Source organism: Streptomyces sp. NPDC104381, from assembly GCF_055583745.1.
Genome location: NZ_JBVJNK010000005.1, coordinates 300106 through 319180 on the forward strand (window position 1 = coordinate 300106; position 19075 = coordinate 319180).

21 protein-coding genes are annotated in these 19075 nt (G+C 72.6%); 12 read left to right on the forward strand and 9 right to left on the reverse strand.

What is annotated here, in order from left to right; translation table 11 throughout:
• Positions 1-12: 12 nt before the first annotated feature.
• Positions 13-204, reverse strand: a complete 192-nt coding sequence (locus ACZ607_RS19100; protein WP_104782993.1) for a DUF6381 family protein — start codon at positions 202-204, stop codon at positions 13-15.
• A gap of 206 nt (positions 205-410) precedes the next feature.
• On the opposite strand from ACZ607_RS19100, the gene ACZ607_RS19105 reads away from it, so the two are divergent.
• Together ACZ607_RS19105 and ACZ607_RS19110 are read left to right on the forward strand one after the other, a co-directional pair.
• Entirely contained in the window at positions 411-737 is a 327-nt protein-coding gene (locus tag ACZ607_RS19105) for a plasmid stabilization protein (protein WP_469735982.1), read from the forward strand.
• A gap of 37 nt (positions 738-774) precedes the next feature.
• Entirely contained in the window at positions 775-1263 is a 489-nt protein-coding gene (locus tag ACZ607_RS19110) for a phosphatase domain-containing protein (protein ID WP_469735984.1), read from the forward strand.
• 54 nt (positions 1264-1317) lie between these two features.
• On the opposite strand, the gene ACZ607_RS19115 is transcribed toward ACZ607_RS19110, so the two are convergent.
• A complete protein-coding gene (locus ACZ607_RS19115) occupies positions 1318-1533 on the reverse strand; it encodes a dodecin (RefSeq protein WP_469735986.1) in 216 nt (71 codons plus the stop codon).
• 206 nt (positions 1534-1739) lie between these two features.
• Between ACZ607_RS19115 and ACZ607_RS19120 the strand changes: the two genes are divergently transcribed.
• The 3 genes from ACZ607_RS19120 to ACZ607_RS19130 all read left to right on the forward strand — a co-directional run bounded on the left by ACZ607_RS19120 (position 1740) and on the right by ACZ607_RS19130 (position 4829).
• Positions 1740-2993: an extracellular solute-binding protein gene (locus ACZ607_RS19120; protein ID WP_469735988.1), complete on the forward strand. Its 1254-nt coding sequence runs from the start codon at positions 1740-1742 to the stop codon at positions 2991-2993.
• A gap of 169 nt (positions 2994-3162) precedes the next feature.
• Positions 3163-3993: a GNAT family N-acetyltransferase gene (locus ACZ607_RS19125; RefSeq protein WP_469735990.1), complete on the forward strand. Its 831-nt coding sequence runs from the start codon at positions 3163-3165 to the stop codon at positions 3991-3993.
• Positions 3990-4829 carry a lysophospholipid acyltransferase family protein gene (locus tag ACZ607_RS19130; RefSeq protein ID WP_469735992.1) on the forward strand — a complete coding sequence of 280 codons (840 nt, stop codon included), beginning with the start codon at positions 3990-3992 and terminating at the stop codon, positions 4827-4829. Before ACZ607_RS19125 ends, ACZ607_RS19130 begins: the two co-directional genes overlap by 4 nt.
• Here ACZ607_RS19130 and egtD read toward each other — a convergent pair.
• From egtD to egtA, 4 genes are read right to left on the reverse strand one after another with little or no spacing between them, the layout of a single operon-like run.
• Positions 4772-5734 (reverse strand): L-histidine N(alpha)-methyltransferase, encoded by a 963-nt coding sequence (gene egtD / locus ACZ607_RS19135; protein WP_469735994.1) that lies wholly within the window; start codon positions 5732-5734, stop codon positions 4772-4774. The two genes, ACZ607_RS19130 and egtD, sit on opposite strands and share 58 nt — an antisense overlap.
• Positions 5731-6486 (reverse strand): ergothioneine biosynthesis protein EgtC, encoded by a 756-nt coding sequence (gene egtC / locus ACZ607_RS19140; RefSeq protein WP_469735996.1) that lies wholly within the window; start codon positions 6484-6486, stop codon positions 5731-5733. The genes egtD and egtC overlap by 4 nt, the downstream gene beginning before the upstream one ends.
• On the reverse strand, positions 6486-7826 hold the full coding sequence (egtB, locus tag ACZ607_RS19145) for an ergothioneine biosynthesis protein EgtB (protein ID WP_469735998.1): 1341 nt from the start codon (positions 7824-7826) through the stop codon (positions 6486-6488). The genes egtC and egtB overlap by 1 nt, the downstream gene beginning before the upstream one ends.
• Positions 7823-9121, reverse strand: coding sequence for an ergothioneine biosynthesis glutamate--cysteine ligase EgtA (egtA, locus tag ACZ607_RS19150; RefSeq protein ID WP_469736000.1), 1299 nt, complete (start codon positions 9119-9121; stop codon positions 7823-7825). The genes egtB and egtA overlap by 4 nt, the downstream gene beginning before the upstream one ends.
• Before the next feature lie 146 nt (positions 9122-9267).
• Between egtA and ACZ607_RS19155 the strand changes: the two genes are divergently transcribed.
• Positions 9268-10104, forward strand: a complete 837-nt coding sequence (locus ACZ607_RS19155; RefSeq protein ID WP_469736002.1) for a TIGR02452 family protein — start codon at positions 9268-9270, stop codon at positions 10102-10104.
• Here ACZ607_RS19155 and ACZ607_RS19160 read toward each other — a convergent pair.
• The gene (locus tag ACZ607_RS19160; RefSeq protein ID WP_469736004.1) at positions 10089-10556 is read right to left on the reverse strand and encodes a type II toxin-antitoxin system PemK/MazF family toxin; all 468 of its coding nucleotides are present in this window, start codon (positions 10554-10556) and stop codon (positions 10089-10091) included. The genes ACZ607_RS19155 and ACZ607_RS19160 overlap by 16 nt on opposite strands.
• A gap of 71 nt (positions 10557-10627) precedes the next feature.
• Between ACZ607_RS19160 and ACZ607_RS19165 the strand changes: the two genes are divergently transcribed.
• The 3 genes from ACZ607_RS19165 (at position 10628) to ACZ607_RS19175 (ending at position 13268) form a co-directional block, all read left to right on the forward strand.
• The gene (locus ACZ607_RS19165) at positions 10628-11749 is read left to right on the forward strand and encodes a glycosyl hydrolase family 18 protein (protein ID WP_469736005.1); all 1122 of its coding nucleotides are present in this window, start codon (positions 10628-10630) and stop codon (positions 11747-11749) included.
• Positions 11750-11814: 65 nt separating this feature from the next.
• Positions 11815-12843, forward strand: a complete 1029-nt coding sequence (locus ACZ607_RS19170) for a LacI family DNA-binding transcriptional regulator (RefSeq protein WP_469736007.1) — start codon at positions 11815-11817, stop codon at positions 12841-12843.
• 62 nt (positions 12844-12905) lie between these two features.
• A complete protein-coding gene (locus ACZ607_RS19175) occupies positions 12906-13268 on the forward strand; it encodes a hypothetical protein (RefSeq protein WP_469736009.1) in 363 nt (120 codons plus the stop codon).
• Between the two features lie 79 nt (positions 13269-13347).
• On the opposite strand, the gene trxA is transcribed toward ACZ607_RS19175, so the two are convergent.
• Positions 13348-13743 carry a thioredoxin gene (gene trxA, locus ACZ607_RS19180; protein ID WP_382990503.1) on the reverse strand — a complete coding sequence of 132 codons (396 nt, stop codon included), beginning with the start codon at positions 13741-13743 and terminating at the stop codon, positions 13348-13350.
• Positions 13744-13858: 115 nt separating this feature from the next.
• Here trxA and ACZ607_RS19185 point away from each other — a divergent pair, with 115 nt between their 5' ends.
• Positions 13859-15304, forward strand: a complete 1446-nt coding sequence (locus ACZ607_RS19185) for a dihydrolipoyl dehydrogenase family protein (RefSeq protein WP_469736012.1) — start codon at positions 13859-13861, stop codon at positions 15302-15304.
• 256 nt (positions 15305-15560) lie between these two features.
• Positions 15561-16988, forward strand: a complete 1428-nt coding sequence (locus ACZ607_RS19190; protein WP_469736014.1) for an MFS transporter — start codon at positions 15561-15563, stop codon at positions 16986-16988.
• Between the two features lie 196 nt (positions 16989-17184).
• Here the strand turns inward: ACZ607_RS19190 and ACZ607_RS19195 are convergent, their stop codons facing one another.
• The gene (locus ACZ607_RS19195) at positions 17185-17997 is read right to left on the reverse strand and encodes an IclR family transcriptional regulator (RefSeq protein WP_469736016.1); all 813 of its coding nucleotides are present in this window, start codon (positions 17995-17997) and stop codon (positions 17185-17187) included.
• A 76-nt stretch (positions 17998-18073) separates the two neighbouring features.
• Between ACZ607_RS19195 and ACZ607_RS19200 the strand changes: the two genes are divergently transcribed.
• The gene (locus tag ACZ607_RS19200; RefSeq protein ID WP_469736018.1) at positions 18074-19033 is read left to right on the forward strand and encodes an amidohydrolase family protein; all 960 of its coding nucleotides are present in this window, start codon (positions 18074-18076) and stop codon (positions 19031-19033) included.
• The last annotated feature ends 42 nt before the right edge of the window (positions 19034-19075 follow it).

The following is a 19075-nucleotide window of genomic DNA, read 5'->3' on the forward strand; positions in this document are numbered from 1 at the left end:
GGGGCGTCGGACCTACACCATCGGGTCCATGCCACGGTCCGTCATGGAGCTCTCCTGCTCGCTCTGCTCCCGCAGGCGGCGGGCCTTGTCCTGGAGCCGCTGCCGCTGCTCCGGGTCGGTGGCGCGTTCCGCTGCCTCGTTCAGTTCCTGCGCCTTGGCACGCAGCTGCTTGGCGCGGCCGCCGGACTCACCTGCAACGCTCATGATCACTCCTGGATCTGTGGGGGAGCGGACCCCCTCAGCGAAACAGCGCCCGGGCCCGGCTGCATCTCGAACGGCCACGCTCCGCGACCGGCGCCGGCCGGCCCCGTGCCCCGTTCGGACCTCCCGCCCGGCAGGCGTAAGGGCGAAGGTGTGGGGTAGTGGGTGCGGCGGGTCACCACCGTCGTCCGACAGTGAGGAGAGGTGCCATGCCGGCAGGATCCAGCCCCAAGCGTGAACGCCAGTACGAGCACATCAAGGAAGGTGCCGAGAAGCGCGGCACCTCCGAGAAGCGCGCCGAGGAGATCGCGGCGCGGACCGTCAACAAGGAGCGGGCCCGCTCGGGCGAGTCCCGCAGTGCGAGCCGCACCTCGCTCAAGGACCCCAAATCGGCCTCCGAGCGCGGTGGGCAGCGTTCCCACAGCGGAGCACAGGGCCCCACCCGGGACCAGCTGTACGAGGAGGCCAGGAAGCGCAATGTCGAGGGCCGTTCCTCGATGAACAAGGAGCAGCTGCGCAAGGCCCTGGGGCGCTGAGGCAACGGCGGTGCCGGGCGGCCCTAAGCTGGCCGCCGTGAGTGACGACACCCGGCCGCTGGCCGTATTCGATCTGGACGGAACCCTCGCCGACAGCGGCCACCGTCAGCACTTCCTCGAAGGCTCGCGCCGGAACTGGGACGCCTTCTTCTCGGCCGCGCCCCACGATCCTCCGCTGGAGGAGGGCGTGAGCCTGGTGCTGGCGAGCGCGGAGGAGTGCGAGGTGGTCTATCTGACCGGGCGGCCCGAGAGGTGCCGCAGGGACACCCTGGCCTGGCTGGACCGGCAGGGGCTGCCCGGAGGCGACCTCCACATGCGGCGTGAGGCCGACCGGCGGCCGGCCCGCAGCACCAAGCTGGAGATCCTGCGACGGCTCGGCCGGGAACGCGAGGTGCGCGTCCTGGTGGACGACGACGAACTCGTGTGCGACGCGGCCGAACGGGCCGGTTTCACGGTCGTCCGCGCCCGGTGGGCCGCGGCCTCGCCGTCGCTGAAGGACGCGCAGGAGCGCGAAGGGCGCACCTGAGGCGCCGGTCCCGGCGGTCGCGGATGCCGGCCCCGCCTCGGGCGGGGCGCCGGATCAGGAATTCTCGTCGAGCCGGAAGCCCACCTTGAGCCCCACCTGGTAGTGGGCGATGCGGCCGTCCTCGATATGTCCCCGGACCTGCGTCATCTCGAACCAGTCGAGATTGTGCAACGTTTCGGAGGCTCTTGCGACGCCGTTGCGGATCGCCGCGTCGAGGCCCTCCTCGGAGGTTCCTACGATCTCGGTGACCCGGTACGTGTGATTCGACATCTAATGTCTCCTTTCGTGATTCCACGGTGCCTCACTCCGGGGTGGAGCGCGAGGCATCCGCGCGGCGATCCGGGGGCGGGCAGGGGCTTGACCTGCGCATTGGTCCATACCAAACTCCGGTTCACACGTCCCGTGCGAGCGCCGCCCGCAGTCCCCCCACCCGGGTCCTGTCCTGTCGTCGTGCCGTTTCGCAGAAGGTGACCCCCGTGAAGATCCGCATCCTGGCCGGAGCCGTCGCGCTCGCTTCCACCGTCGTGCTGAGCGGCTGCGGTTACCTTCCCGGCGGGGGATCGGGCAGCAGCACGGTGACGGTGTGGCTGATGAAGGGCAGCGCCTCGCAGGGCTTCCTGGACCGCTTCAAGGAGTCGTACGAGGCCGAGCACCCCTCGGTCGAACTGGAGTTCATCCTCCAGGAGTGGGGCGGCATCGGCCCCAAGGTCCTCAAGGCGCTCGAAGGCGACGACGCGCCGGACGTCATCGAGGTCGGCAACACCCAGGTCGCCCAGTACGCGGAGAGCGGCAAACTGCGCGACCTCACCCTGGAGTCCATCCGCGACCTGGGCGGGGAGGACTGGCTGCCGGGACTCGCGGACCCGGGCAAGGTCAACGGCGCCCAGTACGGGATCCCCTGGTACGCGGCCAACCGCGTCGTCATCTACAACAAGGACCTCTTCGCGGAGGCGGGGATCACCGAACTCCCCAAAACCCGTGCGGAATGGCTCGACATCAGCGAGCGGCTCGACACCGCCGGCCGGCAGGGCATCTACCTCGCCGGGCAGAACTGGTACGTACTCGCCGGGTTCATCTGGGACGAGGGCGGCGAACTGGCCGACGACAGCGGCGGCGACTGGCAGGGCGCACTCGACTCACCCGCCGCGCTGCGCGGCATGGACTTCTACAAGACGCTCCAGGCGTTCGGCGACGGCCCCAAGGACGCCGACGAGCAGACGCCCCCCGAGACCGACGTGTTCGCCGGAGGTGAGGTGGCCCAGATCATCTCCGTACCGGGCAGCGCCGCCCTGATCGAACAGCAGAACCCCGAACTCAAGGGGAAGCTCGGATACTTCCCCGTCCCCGGCAGGAGCGCGAAGAAGCCCGGCGCCGTCTTCACCGGAGGATCCGACCTGATCGTGCCGGAAGGCGCCGACCACCGGGGCGAGGGCATCGACGTCGTCAAGGAACTCGCGGGCGAGAAGTGGCAGACGGAGCTCGCCCGTGCCATGAGCTACGTCCCGAACAAGCCCGCCCTGGCCAAGGTCGTCGACGGCCAGGAGGGGACCGCCGCGATGGCGGAAGGCGCCGCCGAGGGCCGTGCCACCCCCAACTCGCCCTTCTGGGCCGCAGTCGAGGCGGACAACCCGATCAAGCCGTACATGACGGCGGTGCTGGAGGGCGGCGATCCGGCGGAAGAGGCGAAGAAGGCCTCCGACCGCATCACGTCCAAGCTCATCACCGGCTGACCGGACCGGGCGGGGCCGCCGCCCGGCGACCCGGGGATTCAGCCGTCGCACATCCCCCCGCTCCACTCCGGTCACGTCGAATCCAGCCGGTCACGGAAGAAGTAGAGGGCCGGGCCGTCGCACTCCCGCGGCGGCCGACGGCCCCGCTGATCCGTCCCCGGAGACCGCCATGACCGTGCTGCCGCTCACCTCCCCGACCCCCGTACCCTCCTCCTCCGCCCCCATCGCCGTGCCCGCGCCGCGTCCGGCCGCCGCCGGTGCGCCCTCCGGCTACCGGGTCTCCCTGGCCACCGGCCAGGACGAGGTACGGGCCGCCCAGCGACTGCGCCACCTGGTGTTCGCCGGAGAGCTCGGCGCCCGCCTCGACAGCGCCGAACCCGGCCTGGACGTCGACGCCTTCGACGCGCATTGCGACCACCTGCTGGTGCGCGAGACCGCAACCGGGGAGGTGGTCGCCACCTACCGGCTGCTGCCGCCCCGGGGTGCCCGGCTCGCGGGCGGGCTCTACGCCGAGAGCGAGTTCGACCTGCAACGCCTCGGACCCATCCGCGACGACCTCGTCGAGGTGGGGAGGTCCTGCGTCCACCCCGCCCACCGGGACGGAGCCGTCATCGCCCTGATCTGGGCCGGCCTCGCCCGCTACATGGAGCGCACCGGCCACACCTGGCTGGCCGGCTGCTGCTCCGTACCGCTCGCCGACGGAGGAGCGCTGGCCGCCAGGAGCTGGGACACCGTACGGACCCACCACCTGGCCCCCGAGGAGTACTGGGTCACCCCGCACCGCCTCTGGGACACCACGGGCCACCCCGGCGGCGGCGCGGGCGGCCGCGCCGGACTGCCCCCGCTGCTGCGCGGCTATCTGCGGCTCGGCGCCTGGGTCTGCGGAGCCCCCGCCCACGACCCGGACTTCGACGTCGCGGACCTCTACGTCCTGCTGTCGATGCGCCGCACCGACCCGCGCTACCTGCGCCACTTCCTCTCGCTGGCCCCGCTGCGATGAGCGCGTGGCTCCCCGTCGCCCCCTGCACCCCGCGCGAGTGCGCACACCACGAGGGGGCCAGACGTCCGACCGCGCACGCCACGGCCCTGCTGGCCGCCGGATGCGCCCTCACCCTCCTCGGGGTGCTCTGCGTGCCCGTGGTGCTGCTCCTGGGACCGGCCCACCGCGACCTGCTGATCCGCCGGTGGGCCCGGGCGGTGGTGCGGGCCTTCGGCGTACGCGTACGGGTCACCGGGCAGCCGGTGGAGCGTGGGCGGCCACCGGCGGGCGAACTCGTCGTCGCCAACCACGTGTCGTGGCTCGACATCCCGCTCGTGGCCTCCGTGCTGCCCGCCCGCATGGTCGCCAAGAGCGAGATACGGAACTGGCCGCTGCTCGGGCCGCTCGCCGCGCTCGGCGGCACCCTGTTCATCGAGCGCGACCGGCTCAGGGCCCTCCCGCACGCCGTGCGGACCCTCGCGGGGGCGCTGGCCGCCGGGTCGCGGGTCGCGGTGTTCCCGCAGGGCAGCACCTGGTGCGGGCGGAGCGGCGGCGGGCGGTTCCGGCCCGCCGCCTTCCAGGCGGCGATCGACGCCGGATCGGCCGTACGCCCCGTACGCATCACCTACCGGACGGCGACGACGGCCGCGGCGGGAGCCGCCGCGTTCGTCGGGGACGACCCGCTCGCCGCCTCGCTGTGGCGGGTGGTGACTGCCGCCGGGCTCACCGCCGAGATCCGGATCCTGCCCCCGGTCCACGCGGACGGTGAGCCCGGCAGGCGGGCCCTGGCGCGGGCGGCTCAGTCCGCCGTCGCCAGCGACAGCGCGAACCTGCCCGCGGTGTCCGTCCACCACTGATCCAGCCGCAGCCCCGCCGCGGCCAGCTCGTCCCTGACCCTCTCCTCACGGAACTTCGCGGAGATCTCCGTACGCAGTTCCTCACCCTCCTCGAACTGCACCACCAGATCCAGCTCCCGGATCTTGACCGTCAGCGCGCGGCGGGCCCGCAGCCGCATCTCGATCCACTCGTGCTCCGGGTCCCAGAGCGCCACATGGTCGAAGTCGTCGGGCGGGAAGTCCGCCCCCAGCTCACGGTTGACCACCGCCAGCACGTTCTTGTCGAACTCGGCCGTGACCCCCGCCGCGTCGTCGTACGCCGCGACCAGGGTCGCCTCGTCCTTGACCATGTCCGTGCCGAGCAGCAACCCGTCCCCGGGCGCGAGCCTCGCCCGTACGGACCGGAGGAACTCCGCGCGCTCCGCCGGCAGCAGATTGCCCAGCGTCCCGCCGAGGAACGCCACCAGCCGTGGCCCGGGGCTCTCAGGAAGCTCCAGGACATGCGTGAAGTCGGCGACGAGAGCGTGCACGGAAAGCCCCGGACGCTCGGCCAGCAGCGCCTCGGCCGCGCCCGCGAGCGCGCTCTCACTGACATCCACCGGCACATACGTGTGCAGGTCCGGAAGCGCGTCCAGCAGGTGTTTCGTCTTCTCCGACGAGCCCGACCCCAGCTCGATCAGGGTCCGCGCCCCGGACGCCGCGGCGATCTCCCCGGCCCGGGCGATCAGGATCTCCCGCTCGGCACGCGTCGGGTAGTACTCCTCCAGGCGGGTGATCTCCTCGAACAGGTCACTGCCCCGCGCGTCGTAGAACCACTTGGGCGGCAGCGTCTTGGGGTGCCGCGTCAGACCGCTGCGCACATCGGCGCGCAGCGCCGCGTCCGTCGCGTCCGCAGGCAGGGTGCGGGTCAGCTGGAAGGGACTCACGCGGTGGGCTCCTTGAGCGGGGTCAGCAGGACATCGGTGCGTGTCGCGGCCAGCAGCGTGCGGTCCGGGATCTCGCGCCAGTACGGATCGTCGTCGTAGGGCTCCGAGGCCACGACCGTGCGGTGGCCCGGTTCGTTGAGGCACCAGAGGGAGTCGCCCCAGGTCGTCGCCACGATGGTGGAACCGTCGGTGAGCAGCAGATTGAGGCGTGAACCGGGGGCGGCGGCGCCGACGTCGTGAACCGTGTCGGCGACCGCCCGGGCTATGTCGTCGCCCTGCGCCACCCGGTGGAGCACCAGCGCCCAGATCAGCGCCGAATCGCTCCGCGCCGCCAGGGCCAGCAGCCTCTCGGGCGGCAGGTCCCCGGCCAGCGCCGCCAGGGAACCCGGCCAGCCGCGCACCGCCCCGTTGTGGCTGAACAGCAGACGGCCCTCGGCGAAGGGAGCCGCGGCGGCCTCCCCGTCGGCCCCGGCGAACGTCGCGTCACGGACCGCGCCGAGCAGCGCCGTGCTGCGCACCACGCGGGCCAGATCGGCGAAGGTCTCGTCGCCCCAGACCGGCCCGGAGCGGCGGTAGCGGCCGGGCACGGGGTCCCCCTCCGCGTACCAGCCGACCCCGAACCCGTCGGCGTTGACCGTGCCGTAGCGCTGGTGACGGGGCTCCCAGGACTGGCGCACGAGCCCGTGAGCCGGTGAGACCAGCACGTCGCCCAGTGCCACCGGCGGCCCCAGGTAGGCGATATGACGGCACATCAGGCATCCCTCGCCGTGCGGAAACCGGAGAAGATCTGGCGGCGGACGGGAAGGTCCCAGTTACGGAACGTGCCACGGCACGCCACCTGGTCCACGGCGAAAGAACCACCGCGCAGCACCTTGTGGCCGGACCCGAAGAACACCTCCGAGTACTCGCGGTACGGGAACGCGACGAAGCCGGGATACGGCAGGAAGTCGCTCGACGTCCACTCCCACACATCGCCGATCAACTGGCCCGCGCCCGCCGGTGACCGGCCGGCCGCGTACGCCCCGGCGGCGGCGGGCCGCAGATGGCGCTGGCCCAGATTGGCGTGCTCGGGGGCCGGGTCCTCGTCGCCCCACGGGTAGCGCAGCGAACGCCCCGACGCGGGGTCGTGGCGGGCCGCCTTCTCCCACTCCGGCTCGGTCGGCAGGCGCCGGCCCGCCCAGCGGGCGTACGCGTCCGCCTCGTACCAGCTGACGTGGAGCACCGGCTCGTCCGCCCGGACCGGCTCGGTCACCCCGAACCGCCGCCGCAGCCACTGTCCGGCGTCCCGGTGCCAGAACAGGGGTGCCGTCAGGTCGTGTTCGCGGATCATCGCCCAGCCCTCGGGCGCCCACCAGCGCTCCTCGGTGTAGCCGCCGTCCTCGATGAAGCGCTGGTACGCGCCGCAGGTGACCGGGGCGGTGTCGATGTGGAACGCCGCCACCTCGCGCCGGTGCGCGGGCCGTTCGTTGTCCAGCGCCCAGGGTTCCGTGGAGGTCCCCATGGTGAACGGCCCGCCCGGGACCAGGACTTCGGACGGGAGGGTGACGGTGTCGGTGGGTTCCGGCGGCTCCGGGGCGCCGAGCACCGCCGGCCCCGAACGCAGCTGATGGGTGATCAGCATCGTTTCGTCGTGCTGCTGTTCGTGCTGGGCGACCATGCCGAAGGCGAACCCCGCCCGCTCCAGCGGACGGCCCTCGCCGTGCAGCGGTGCGCCACCGAGGATGTCCAGCGCCCTGCCCCGTACGTCGGCGGCGTACGTCCGTGCCTCCGCGGGGGCCAGCAGGGGCAGTGAGGGCCGGCTGGCCCGGGAGTGCTCGAAGGCGTCGTACAGCCCGTCGATCTCGGGGCGCATCGCCTCGCGGCCGCCCACGGCCCGCAGCAGCCAGAGCTCCTCCTGGTTCCCGATGTGCGCCAGGTCCCAGACCAGGGGCGACATCAGGGGCGAGTGCTGGGCGGTGAGGTCGTGGTCGTCGACGCTGTCGGTGAGCAGGGCGGTGCGCTCACGCGCGGCGAGGAGCGCGGCCAGGGCGCGTTCGCGCAGCTTCTCCGCGTCGATTTCCCCGCCGGTGTGTGGTGCTGAGGTGTCGGTCATCGGACCAAGCCCTTTCCGTACGGAGCCCGCGCCGGGTCGGGAAAGTCGTCGGCCGGACATCGGCCCCGGGCCACATAGCGGTCATGGAAGGCGGCGACCGTCCCGATGACGTGGTCGCTCGCCCCGATCCTGGGCAGCGCCTCCAGCGCCGCCGTGAAGCAGGCCGCTGCGGCCGTCGCCAGCTCGGGATCGCTCAGCCCGTCACGGGCGGCGGCGGTCCAGAGCGGATTGCGAGGCGCGGCCGGCAGGCCTGCGGTCTCGGCCAGCGGTTTCACGGTGCGGTACACGGTTTCTGCTGCCTCCGGGTCGTCGAACAGAGCCGTGGTGACGGCCAGCGGAACGATCCAGCCGTCGGTGCCGGACTGGGCGTCGATCATGCGCAGTTCCAGGTGCCCGCGCGGGCGCACCGGCGGGAACAGCGTGGTGAGGTGGTAGTCGAGATCGGCCCGCACCGGCGGTCTCGGCCCACCGCCGCGGATCCAGTCGCGGAACGTCAGGCCCTCCGGCACGGCCCAGGGACCGTCGTCGGAACGGACGCACATCACCGGGGTCGCGAGCACATGCGCGGTCCAGGCATCCCGGGGCGCGAGACGGCCCTGCGGTGCGAGCGTCCTGGCCGGATCGAGGTCGGCCCACAGCGACTGCCGGGTCGACCGCCAGCCGGTGCGCCGGCCCTGCCGGTACGGCGAATTGGCGAACGCGGCGACCAGCACCGCGCCCAGCAGGTGCGTGAGCTGCCAGCGCCGCCCGTAGCCCAGCGGTCCGGGCTCCTCCTCGCCGGCGTCCAGACAGACCTGGACGGACGCGGAGGTGCACATCATGGCGCGGCCCGCGGAACCCGACCGGTCGAGCGCCGCTTCCATGGCGTCGTAACGCGGCTCCCGGAGCAGGCGACGCGGCGGATGCCACGGGTCCACGCCCAGACCGGCCAGGGTCAGACCGGCCCGGCCGAGGGTGTCGCGTACGGAGGCCAGATCGGCGGCCGTGGCGTCCACACACGCCATCATCGAGGGCGCGGGCCGGGAGCTGAGCTCCAGCTGGCCTCCCGGTTCGAAGGTCAGGGCGGCGTCCAGCGGGGTCGCGCGCACGGCATCGGCCGCGGCGCGCAGACGGTCGTGCGGGACGGCGACCTCGGGATGTTCACGGTCGTGAATGAGCCATTCCAGCTCCACACCGACCGTCCGGGGCGGTCCCGTCTTGAAACATATGCCGCGGAGCAGATCCTCCGCCTCTTCCTCACCGAGCGGCGCCGCGTCGACGGGCGGGCCGTGCTGGCCGAGAGTGTCCGGGGGCATGCTGGGCCTCCTCTTCGGGTGCTTGCTACCCACCCAAACCCTTACCGGGAGTTCGCACAAGGGTGCCCCTGGACGCGGAAAACCGGTTGCGTCCATGCCGTCGCGGCGCCCAGCATGCCCCGTATGCACCACACGGGGGCGCGCCGATGAGCGCACGACTGCGCGGCATCGCGCGAGAGACCGAGTCCATCGTCCGGGCGGGGCGGTACCGCACGCCCGAGGGGCGCGAGGTGACGATCGAGCGCGCCCTGGCCACCGCGCTCTCCGGCACCCGGCTGTACGGCCCCGAGCCCGTCCCCGTGGCGCTCCTGGACACCGACCGCAGCCCGGTCGTCGAGGTGACCGACGAGACGAGCCTGCGGGCGGCACGCCGGATGACGGACGAGTCACCGGCCAAGGTCGCCGTGCTGAACTACGCCTCCGCCCGCAACCCCGGCGGCGGCTATCTGAACGGCGCGCAGGCCCAGGAGGAGTCCCTGTGCCGGGGCTCCGCCCTCCACGCCACGTTGCTGCGGGCCCCCGAGTTCTACGCCCACCACCGCGCCGAACGCAGCGCCTTCTACACCGACCGGGTCATCCACTCACCCGGCGTACCGGTCTTCCGCGACGACCGGGGGCGGCTCCTGGAATCCCCGTACACGGCCGGATTCCTCACCTCTCCCGCGCCCAACGCCGGAGTCATCCGGAGCCGGGAGCCCGACCTGGTCCTCCGCATTCCCGCCGCACTGGCGAGCCGGGCCGAGCGGGTCCTCGAAGTGGCCGCCGTCCGCGGCTACCGGCGGCTGGTGCTGGGCGCGTGGGGCTGCGGCGTCTTCATGAACGACCCCGCCGAGGTGGCCGGCGCGTTCCGCACCCTGCTCACCGACGGCGGGCGGTTCGCCGGCCACTTCGAGCAACTCGTCTTCGGCGTTCCCGACCGGGACCCCGACTCCGCCGTCCGGGCGGCCTTCAGCCGCGCACTCGGCGGTCAGCTCCAGCCGTAGTGCTCCCGCAGCCGCCCCACGACCAGGTCGAACCTGCCGCGGTCCAGCGCACAGGCCTCGCGCCGCATCCCGTCCTCGTGCACCCGCAGCACCCGGTCCAGATCCACCCAGGACGGCCGCCCCGAGCTGTCCCACGGGCCCGCCCCCAGGGAGACCCACTCGTGGTCCCCGTCGTGCTGCTTGCTGGACAGCTGCACGGCGAGCAGCGTGCCCCGCTCCTCCCGGGCCACGACGAGAACCGGCCGGTCCTTGCCGCGCCCGTCGTTCTCGTCGTACGGCACCCAGGTCCAGACGATCTCGCCCGGGTCCGGAGTCCCGTCGCGGTCGGGGGCGTAGGAGGTGCGGACGAGGCCCACCTCGCGGGGTTCCGCCTCCGTGGTGGCGGCCGGTCCGCTGCGGCCGGGGAAGTCGGTCGTGCTGTCACTGCTGTGATTGGTGTGCTGGAACGTCATCGCAACACCGTAGGACCTGTACGGCCCAGTCCGTGGAGCGGGTCGGCGGAACGGACCGCAGGCTCGACCACATGATCACCCCCTTCACCCACCGGCTGTCCCGCGCGCTCACCGTCGCCGGCCTCCTCGCAGCCGCCGTCCTGTCCACGGCTCCTGGCGCGGCGTCAGCCCCGCCGCCGGATCCGTCCCCCACACCCACCACGGCGCCGTCCCCCTCGGTCCGCCCGTCCGCACCGACCGCCCGGACCGTGTCGGCGTGGCTGCCCTACTGGGACCAGGAGGGCGCCTACCAGGACGCGTTGCTCCACGCGGAGCAGCTGCACACCGTCAGCCCGTTCTGGTACGAGGCCGTGTCGGCCGGCCGGATCGACGCCCACCCCGGCGCGGGCGAACGCCGCATCATCGACGGACTGCACCGGGCCGGGACGAAGGTCGTCCCCACGGTGATGGAGACCATGAAGTCCGGTGCCCTGGCGGCGATCCTGACCAGCCCCGCCCGGCGCGCGGAGCACGCCGACGCGCTGATGCGCACCGTCGCCACCCGCGACTACGACGGCCTCGACCTCGACTACGAATCCATCGCCGCCACCGGCGACTCCACCTACGCCTCCGTACGCGACGGGTTCACCGCGCTGGCGACCGATCTCTGCGGGCGCCTGCACACCCTGGGCAAGCAGTGCGTGCTCACGGTCTTCCCGAAGACCGCCACGACGGGCCGTATCTGGGACTACGCCGCCCTCGGGCGTGTCGCCGACCGGATCCGTGTCATGGGCTACAACCTGCACTGGTCGGGCGGCGACCCCGGCCCGCTCGCCGACACCCGCTGGTACGAGGACATCCTGACCCGGGCCACCGCCCTCGTACCGGCCGCCAAGCTGGAGATGGGCCTTCCCGCCTACGGCTGGGACTGGCCCGCGGACCGCACGAGCACGGCCGCCACCAGGCACGTCACCTGGAAGGAGGCCGAGGCACTGCGCAACCGGCAGGGCGTCCCGTACCGCTTCGACGAGGTCTCCGGCACCCCGTACTTCACCTACCGGGACGGCACCGAGTCCCGCGAGGTCTGGTACCAGGACGCGCGCGGGATCGCCGCCCACCTGCCGGTGCTGCGCAAGCACGGTGTGACCGGGACCGCCCTGTGGGCGCTCAACTTCGAGGACCCGAAGATCTGGCCGGTACTCGCCGGCGGCTGACCCCGCCCGTTACGGTGCCCCGCCCCCAGGGCGGGGCCAGGGGGTCTGGAAGACTGCCGGACGCCATGAGCCAGTTATCCGAGCAGCCCGCGGGCGTCTCCGTACCGACCAGCGCCGATGTGGCGCGGCTCGCGGGAGTCTCCCGGGCCACCGTGTCCTACGTACTGAACGACAACACCTCCGTACGGATCAGCGAACCCACCCGCCGCCGGGTCAAAGAAGCCGCCGCCGACCTCGGCTACGTCCCGCACGCGGCGGCACGGAGCCTTCGCGCCGGGCACACCAGGATGGTGCTGCTGCCCGCCGCGCGCTCGCCGGCCGGACCCCTGTACCAGCGGTTCCTCACCGGGCTCGAAACCGGTCTGCGCCGCCTCGACTACACCGTCGTCCAGTACGGAAGCGCGGGCATGGACGCCGACGAGGCGGCCAGGGCCTGGGCGGAACTCCGCCCGGTGGCCGTGGTGTCGCCCGGGAACATCGCCCTCACCCCGTACGGCACAGGAGTGCTCACCCGCTCCGGCGCCAAGGCCGTGATCACCCTGGGCCCGCAGCCGGTGGAGGGCGCCCACGCGCTCGTCGTGGACCTGCGCGAGGTCGGAGCCACGGCGGTCCGTCACCTGCTCTCGCGGGGGCGGCGGGGGATCGGGGTGGTCATGCCCCAGGAACCCGGCCTCGCCCCGTTCGCCGAACCCAGGCTGGCCGGAGCGATACGCGCCGTCGAGGAGTCCGGCGCGGACGCCCGTGTCCAGCCCCTGCCCCTGCGGTACGAGGAGGAGTCGGCCGCGGATCTCGCCGCCCGCTGGCGGACGCTCGGCCTGGACGCCGTGTTCGCGTACGACGACACGTACGCCATGCTGCTGATGAGAGCCCTCCAGGACGCCGGGATCGGCGTCCCCGCCGAGACGGCCGTGATCGGGGCGGACGACCTGATGCTCGGCAGGCTCCTGCGGCCCCGGCTCAGCAGCGTCACCATGGAACTGGCGACCGCGCAGTCACCGGCCGAGATGATCGACCGCCTGGTGCGGAGCCCCGGAGGGGCGCCGGAGCGCCACTATCCGCTGCGGGCCGCGGTGGTGGCCCGCGAATCCGGCTGACCGGCCCGGCCGCGCGGCGTTGCGACATGCGAGGGTGGCCCCGGATGTCTAGCGTCGACGGCATGAGCCATCCGCAGAGCTACGAGATCCTGCTCTTCCCGGAACCGGAGGAGCCCGTCACCGGGGCGCCCCCGCCCGGCACCGCCATCCGCTCGGCGGTCGTGGCGGCCACCGGGGAGACCGGGGAATCGGGCTACCCGCGTTACGCCGGGAACGGCATGGAGGCGGACATCGACCCCGCGTCCCACACGGTGGAGGCCCTGCTGGTGGACGGAGCGGAGCTGGACTACGGCCTCACGGCCAGGATCGCCGACCGCATCCGCGGCCCGGAGGAGACGGGGACGTCGGACGCCGGGACCGAGGGGGCCGGGACGTCGGACGCCGGGACCGAGGGGGCCGGAGCCGGCACGGAGAGCCAGAGCTAGCTGAGACGGCGCTGCCCCATGACGAAGGCCCGGCCGTTCCGGCCGGGCCCTCATCACGTCTGCCGCACATCCGCAGGGACTACTGAGGCTCCTGCTGCGCCTGGCCCTGCTGCGCCTGCTTCTGCTCCTCGACGGACTTGCGGACCTCGTCCATGTCCAGGTTGCGCGCCTGGCCGATGACATCCTCCAGCGCCTCCGCGGGCAGCGCCCCCGGCTGCGAGAAGACCGCCACGTTGTCACGGACGATCATCAGCGTGGGAATGGACCGGATCTCGAAGGCGGCCGCCAGCTCCTGCTGTGCCTCCGTGTCGACCTTGGCGAAGACCAGGTCGGGGTGACGCTCGGACGCCGAGTCGTAGACCGGGGCGAACTGCTTGCACGGACCACACCAGGAAGCCCAGAAGTCGATCAGCAGGAATTCGTTGTCGCTCACGACCTGATCGAAGTTTTCCTTGGTGAGCTCTACGGTGCTCATACTCTGTTACCTCTTCCTGGGACCGTTCGGACCTGTCCGGCACAACGGTGACGTCACTTGCGCTATTCCGCCTGCCCATGTGGCCGCTCCGCACACCCACGAGGAGACTGTTCCCATGACTGATGATGAAGGTGTGCGGAACCGCGAATACGACGTCGTGGTCATCGGGGCCGGCCCCGTGGGGGAGAACGTGGCGGACCGGGCCAGGGCCGCCGGGCTGAGCACCGCGGTGATCGAGTCCGAGCTGATCGGCGGCGAGTGTTCGTACTGGGCGTGCATGCCCAGCAAGGCACTGCTGCGCCCGGTCGTCGCGCGTGCCGACGCCCGCCGCGTACCCGGGCTGAGCGAAGCGGTGCAGGGCCCGCTCGACGCGGACGCCGTGCTCGCCCACCGCGACGAGGAGACCTCCCACTGGAAGGACGACGGCCAGGTCGGCTGGCTGGAGAGCATCGGCGCGGACATCTACCGCGGCATGGGCCGGCTGACGGGGGTCCGGAAGGTGTCCGTGACGGCCGCCGACGGGTCCGAGCAGCACCTCACCGCGCGGCACGCCGTCGCCGTCTGCACCGGGAGCCGGGCCGTGGTCCCCGCCCTGCCCGGCATCGAGGACGTACGGCCGTGGACCAGCCGCGAGGCGACCAGCGCCAAGGAGGTCCCGGGCCGGCTCGTCGTGGTGGGCGGCGGAGTGGTCGGCGTGGAGATGGCCACCGTGTGGCAGGGCCTCGGCGCCGAGGTGACGATGCTGATCCGTGGCGGCGGCCTGCTCCCGAAGATGGAACCCTTCGCGGGTGAGCTGGTCGCGGAGGCACTCACCGAGGCCGGCGCGCGGATCCTGACCGGGGTCTCGGCCACCGGTGTGAGCCGGGCGGGCCACGACGGACCGGTCACCGTCGAGCTGGACAACGGGGAGCGGCTGGAGACCGACGAGATCCTCTTCGCCACCGGCCGGGCCCCCAGGACCGGCGACCTCGGCCTCGACACGGTGGGCATCGAGCCCGGCTCCTGGCTCTCCGTCGACGACAGCTGCCTCGTGGAGGGCAGCGACTGGCTGTACGCGGTCGGCGACGTGAACCACCGCGCGCTCCTCACCCACCAGGGCAAGTACCAGGCGCGTATCGCGGGAGCGGCGATCGCCGCCCGCGCCCAGGAGACCCCTCTGCTGGAGACCGACCGCTGGGGCGCGCACGCGGCCACCGCCGACCACGCGGCCGTCCCCCAGGTCGTGTTCACCGACCCGGAGGCGGCCTCGGTCGGCCTCACGCTCGCCGAGGCGGAGGCCGCGGGCCACCGGGTCCGGGCCGTCGACTACGACCTGGCCTCGGTGGCCGGTTCCGGTCTGTACGCGCAGGGGTACAAGGGCCGGGCCAGGATGATCGTCGACCTGGACCGGGAGATCCTGCTCGGCGTCACCTTCGTCGGCCCGGGCATCGGTGAACTCCTGCACTCGGCGACGGTCGCCGTCGCCGGTGAGGTCCCGATCGAACGGCTTTGGCACGCCGTGCCCGCGTACCCGACGATCAGCGAGGTGTGGCTGCGGCTGCTGGAGACGTACCGGGGCTGAGCCCGCGTATCCGCGCACCGAGGAGGCCACGGGCGGCCCGCACGAGCCGCCCGCGGCCTCGTCCGCGAGCGGCCCGTGACCCGTTCAGCGATCCCACATTCTGGACGATGCCCAACCGGTCCGTGAGATGCATGAGATCGTTCCGGGGCCCGCACAGGTCGCGCGGCCTTGCCACGAGGGGGACCTGCGACACCGCGCGGGACGTCGGCCCCCCAAGTCGACGGCCGCACAACGCCCTCGTGGGAAAGTCCCAGAGATGTACGCTCCCACCACCGGGCCCGCCCAGGCCCCGTCGCAGTCCCCGGCCGGGGCCGCGCCCGCCAACTCGCGGTCCCGCGTCCTGATCGCCAGCCTCATCGGCACGACGATCGAGTTCTACGACTTCTACGTCTACGCGACCGCCGCGGTCCTGGTCTTCCCGAAACTCTTCTTCCCGAGCAGCGACGCGACCACGGCCCTGCTCTCCTCCTTCGCGGTGTTCGGCGCGGCGATGGTCGCGCGCCCGATCGGCGCGATCGTCTTCGGCCACCTCGGCGACCGCCTAGGCCGCAAGGGCACCCTGGTCGCCTCGCTGCTCACGATGGGCATCGCCACCTTCCTGATCGGCGTTCTGCCGACGTACGCGCAAGTCGGCTGGGTGGCCACGGCGTTGCTGGTGCTGATGCGGCTCGCCCAGGGCTTCGCGCTCGGCGGCGAATGGAGCGGCGCGGCCCTGGTCGCCACCGAGAACGCACCTGCCGGGAAGCGCGCGCTGTGGGGCACGTTCCCGCAGCTGGGCGCCCCGCTCGGGTTCATCATCGGCAACGGCCTCTTCCTGGTCATCGGCGCTCTGCTGCCCTCGGCGGCGGGCGCCGACCCCTCGCAGCCCTCCGACGCCTTCCAGAGCTGGGGCTGGCGGATTCCGTTCCTGTTCTCGGCCGTCATGGTCGCGATCGGCCTGTGGGTGCGCATGCGCCTGGTCGAGTCGCAGGTCTTCGCGAAGACGCAGGAGACCGGCAAGGTCCGTAAGCTTCCGCTGGCCACCGTCTTCCGCCACCACTGGAAGCAGCTGGTCCTGGGCAGCTTCGCGATGCTGGCGACGTACGTCCTCTTCTACCTGATGACGACCTTCTCGCTGAGCTACGGCCGCGCCGCCGAGGACGCGGACGTGCCGGGCCTCGGCTACAGCTACACCACGTTCGTCCTGATGATGATCTTCGGTGTGCTGTTCTTCGCCGCCTTCACCCTCATCTCCGGCCCGCTCGCGGACAGGTACGGCCGCCGCAAGACCCTCGCCTGGGTCACCGCCGGCATCATCGTCTTCGGCCTGGTCTGGGTGCCGCTGATCAACCTGGGCACGCTCGGTGTGGTCCTGTGGCTGGTCCTGGGCTTCACCCTGATGGGCACGACGTTCGGCCCGATGGGCGCGATGCTCCCGGAGCTCTTCCCGACCAGCGTCCGCTACACCGGCTCGGGCATCGCCTACAACGTCAGTTCCATCCTGGGCGCGGCCGTCGCCCCGTTCGTCGCGGTCGCCCTCTGGGAGGCCGGAGACGGCTCCCCATGGCTGGTCGGCGTCTATCTCTCCGTGATGGCCGTCCTCACCCTGACCGCCCTCCTCATCGGCAAGGAGACCAAGGACGTCGCCCTGGACGAGGGCGAGGTCCCGGCCACCCCCGCCCGGACCGAGGCCCCTTCCGCCTGACGCGGACCCGATGGGCGTGGCAGGCCACGTCCTCCGTGAAGGAGCGGGGCTCGGCGCGGCGAGAGCGCGTGCCGGGTCCCGGGCGGAGGACGTGGCCCGCAACCAGAGGTCCGGGGAAGCCCCGCGCGTCCACACCCCGCAGCCGTCCCGTTCCTGATGGGCCCTCAGCTTCCGCCGGCGGGTCGGGTACGGGTCGTCACCCGAGCGGCCTCACACCGTCCGCGGAGAGCTGTCGTGACACGGCCCGCGCGGCCGCCCGCACCGCGGGGCCGTACCCCGCGTCGGCGAAACCCGTACGGGGCGCCACGACCGACAGGGCCGCCACCACCTCGTCGCCGTCCCGTACGGGCGCGGCGGCGGTACTCATCTGCCAGGGGTGGCTCTGGTGGGCGACCGCGAAGTCACCGCGCCGCACCTCCGCGAGCAGGCGGCGCAGGTCGGAGGGGGTGCGCAGGGAATCGTCACCCCGCCCCGGCACGTAACCGCCGATGACCGCGTCCTGGAGCGCCGACGGCGCGAAGGCCAGCAGCACCAGTCCCACGCCGGTCGAGTGCAGGGGGAGCCGCCCGCCGACCCGGTAGCTGACCGGACTCGCGTCCAGCGCGGACAGCCTCTCCACGAGAAGAGCCTCGCCCTGGTCGAGCACCGCCAGCAGCACATGCTGACGGGTCACCTGGAAGAGGTCCTCCATGAAGGGCATGGCGACCGACCGCAGCCCGTGACCGCGCGGCGCCAGCGAGGCGATCTCCAGCAGCCGCAGCCCCACGGTGTAGCGGCCGTCGTCGAGACGCTCCAGCGCACCTACATTCACGAGCGCCCGGGCGAGCCGCAGCGCACTGCTGCGGGGTACGGCGCCGCGGTGTGCGAGATCCGCCAGGGTCTGCACACGATGGTCGCTGTCGAAGGTGCTCAGCAGGGCGAACGCCCGCTCGATCACCGGCTGCCCCTCGGCGGGCTTGCCCCCACGTCGGGGCCGGGAACCGCCGTCCGAACCCTGTGTTTCATTCATCGGCATCACCGATGCCACCCTACGGTCCCCGCTCCTACGGTGGCGTCCTGTACGGACCGGTCAACAGGAGGCCCCCATGGCACCCGCAGGACTCATCGACGTCCACGCCCACTTCGTCACCGACGGCTACGTCGCGGCAGCGCGCTCCGCCGGCATCGAGCACCCCGACGGGATGCCCGGCTGGCCCGCCTGGAGTGCCGGGAGCCACCTCGCCCTGATGGAGCGCGGGGGCATCGAGAAGTCGTACCTCTCCGTGTCCTCCCCCGGAGTGCACTTCGGTGACGACGAGGCGGGCCGCGCCCTGGCACGCGAGGTCAACGAGTTCGGCGCCCGCGTGCGTACGGAGCATCCCGGGCGGTTCGGCCACTTCGCCTCCCTCCCGCTGCCGGACGTCGAGGGCTCGCTCGCCGAAGCCGCGTACGCGCTCGACGTGCTCGGGGCGGACGGGGTGACGGTGGAGAGCAACCACCACGGCCTCTACCTCGGCGACGAGCGGCTCGAACCGCTGTGGGAGGAACTCGACCGGCGTGGCGCCCTCGTCTTCGTCCACCCCACCTCGCCGCCCCACGCCGAGGCCGTCTCGCTCGGCCGGCCCCGCCCGATGCTGGAGTTCCTCTTCGACACCGCCCGCACCGCGAGCGACCTCCTCCTCCGCGGCGTCCTCGCACGTCACCGGCGGATCCGCTGGGTCCTCACCCACGGCGGCGGGGCCCTGCCGCTGCTCGCCGACCGGCTGGAGCTCTTCCGCTCCTGGCTGGGCGACGGGCCCGCGGACGCGCCGGGGGCCGTCGAGGAGCTCGGGCGCCTCTGGTACGACATGGCCGGGACGCCCTTCCCGCGCCAGATCCCGGCCCTGGACGCGGCGTTCGGCACGGAACGGCTCCTGTACGGAAGTGATCACTGCTGGACGCCCGCCGAAGGGGCCCTCGCCCAGATCGCGTCGGTCGACTCCGCCCCGCCGCCGGCCACCGCCGGGAGCTGGCGGGACCTCACCACCCGCAACGCGCGACGCCTGTTCGCCGCGGAAGGCCGGTGACCCTCCGACCCCCCGGACCGCCACACCGCCCCAGGAAAAGAG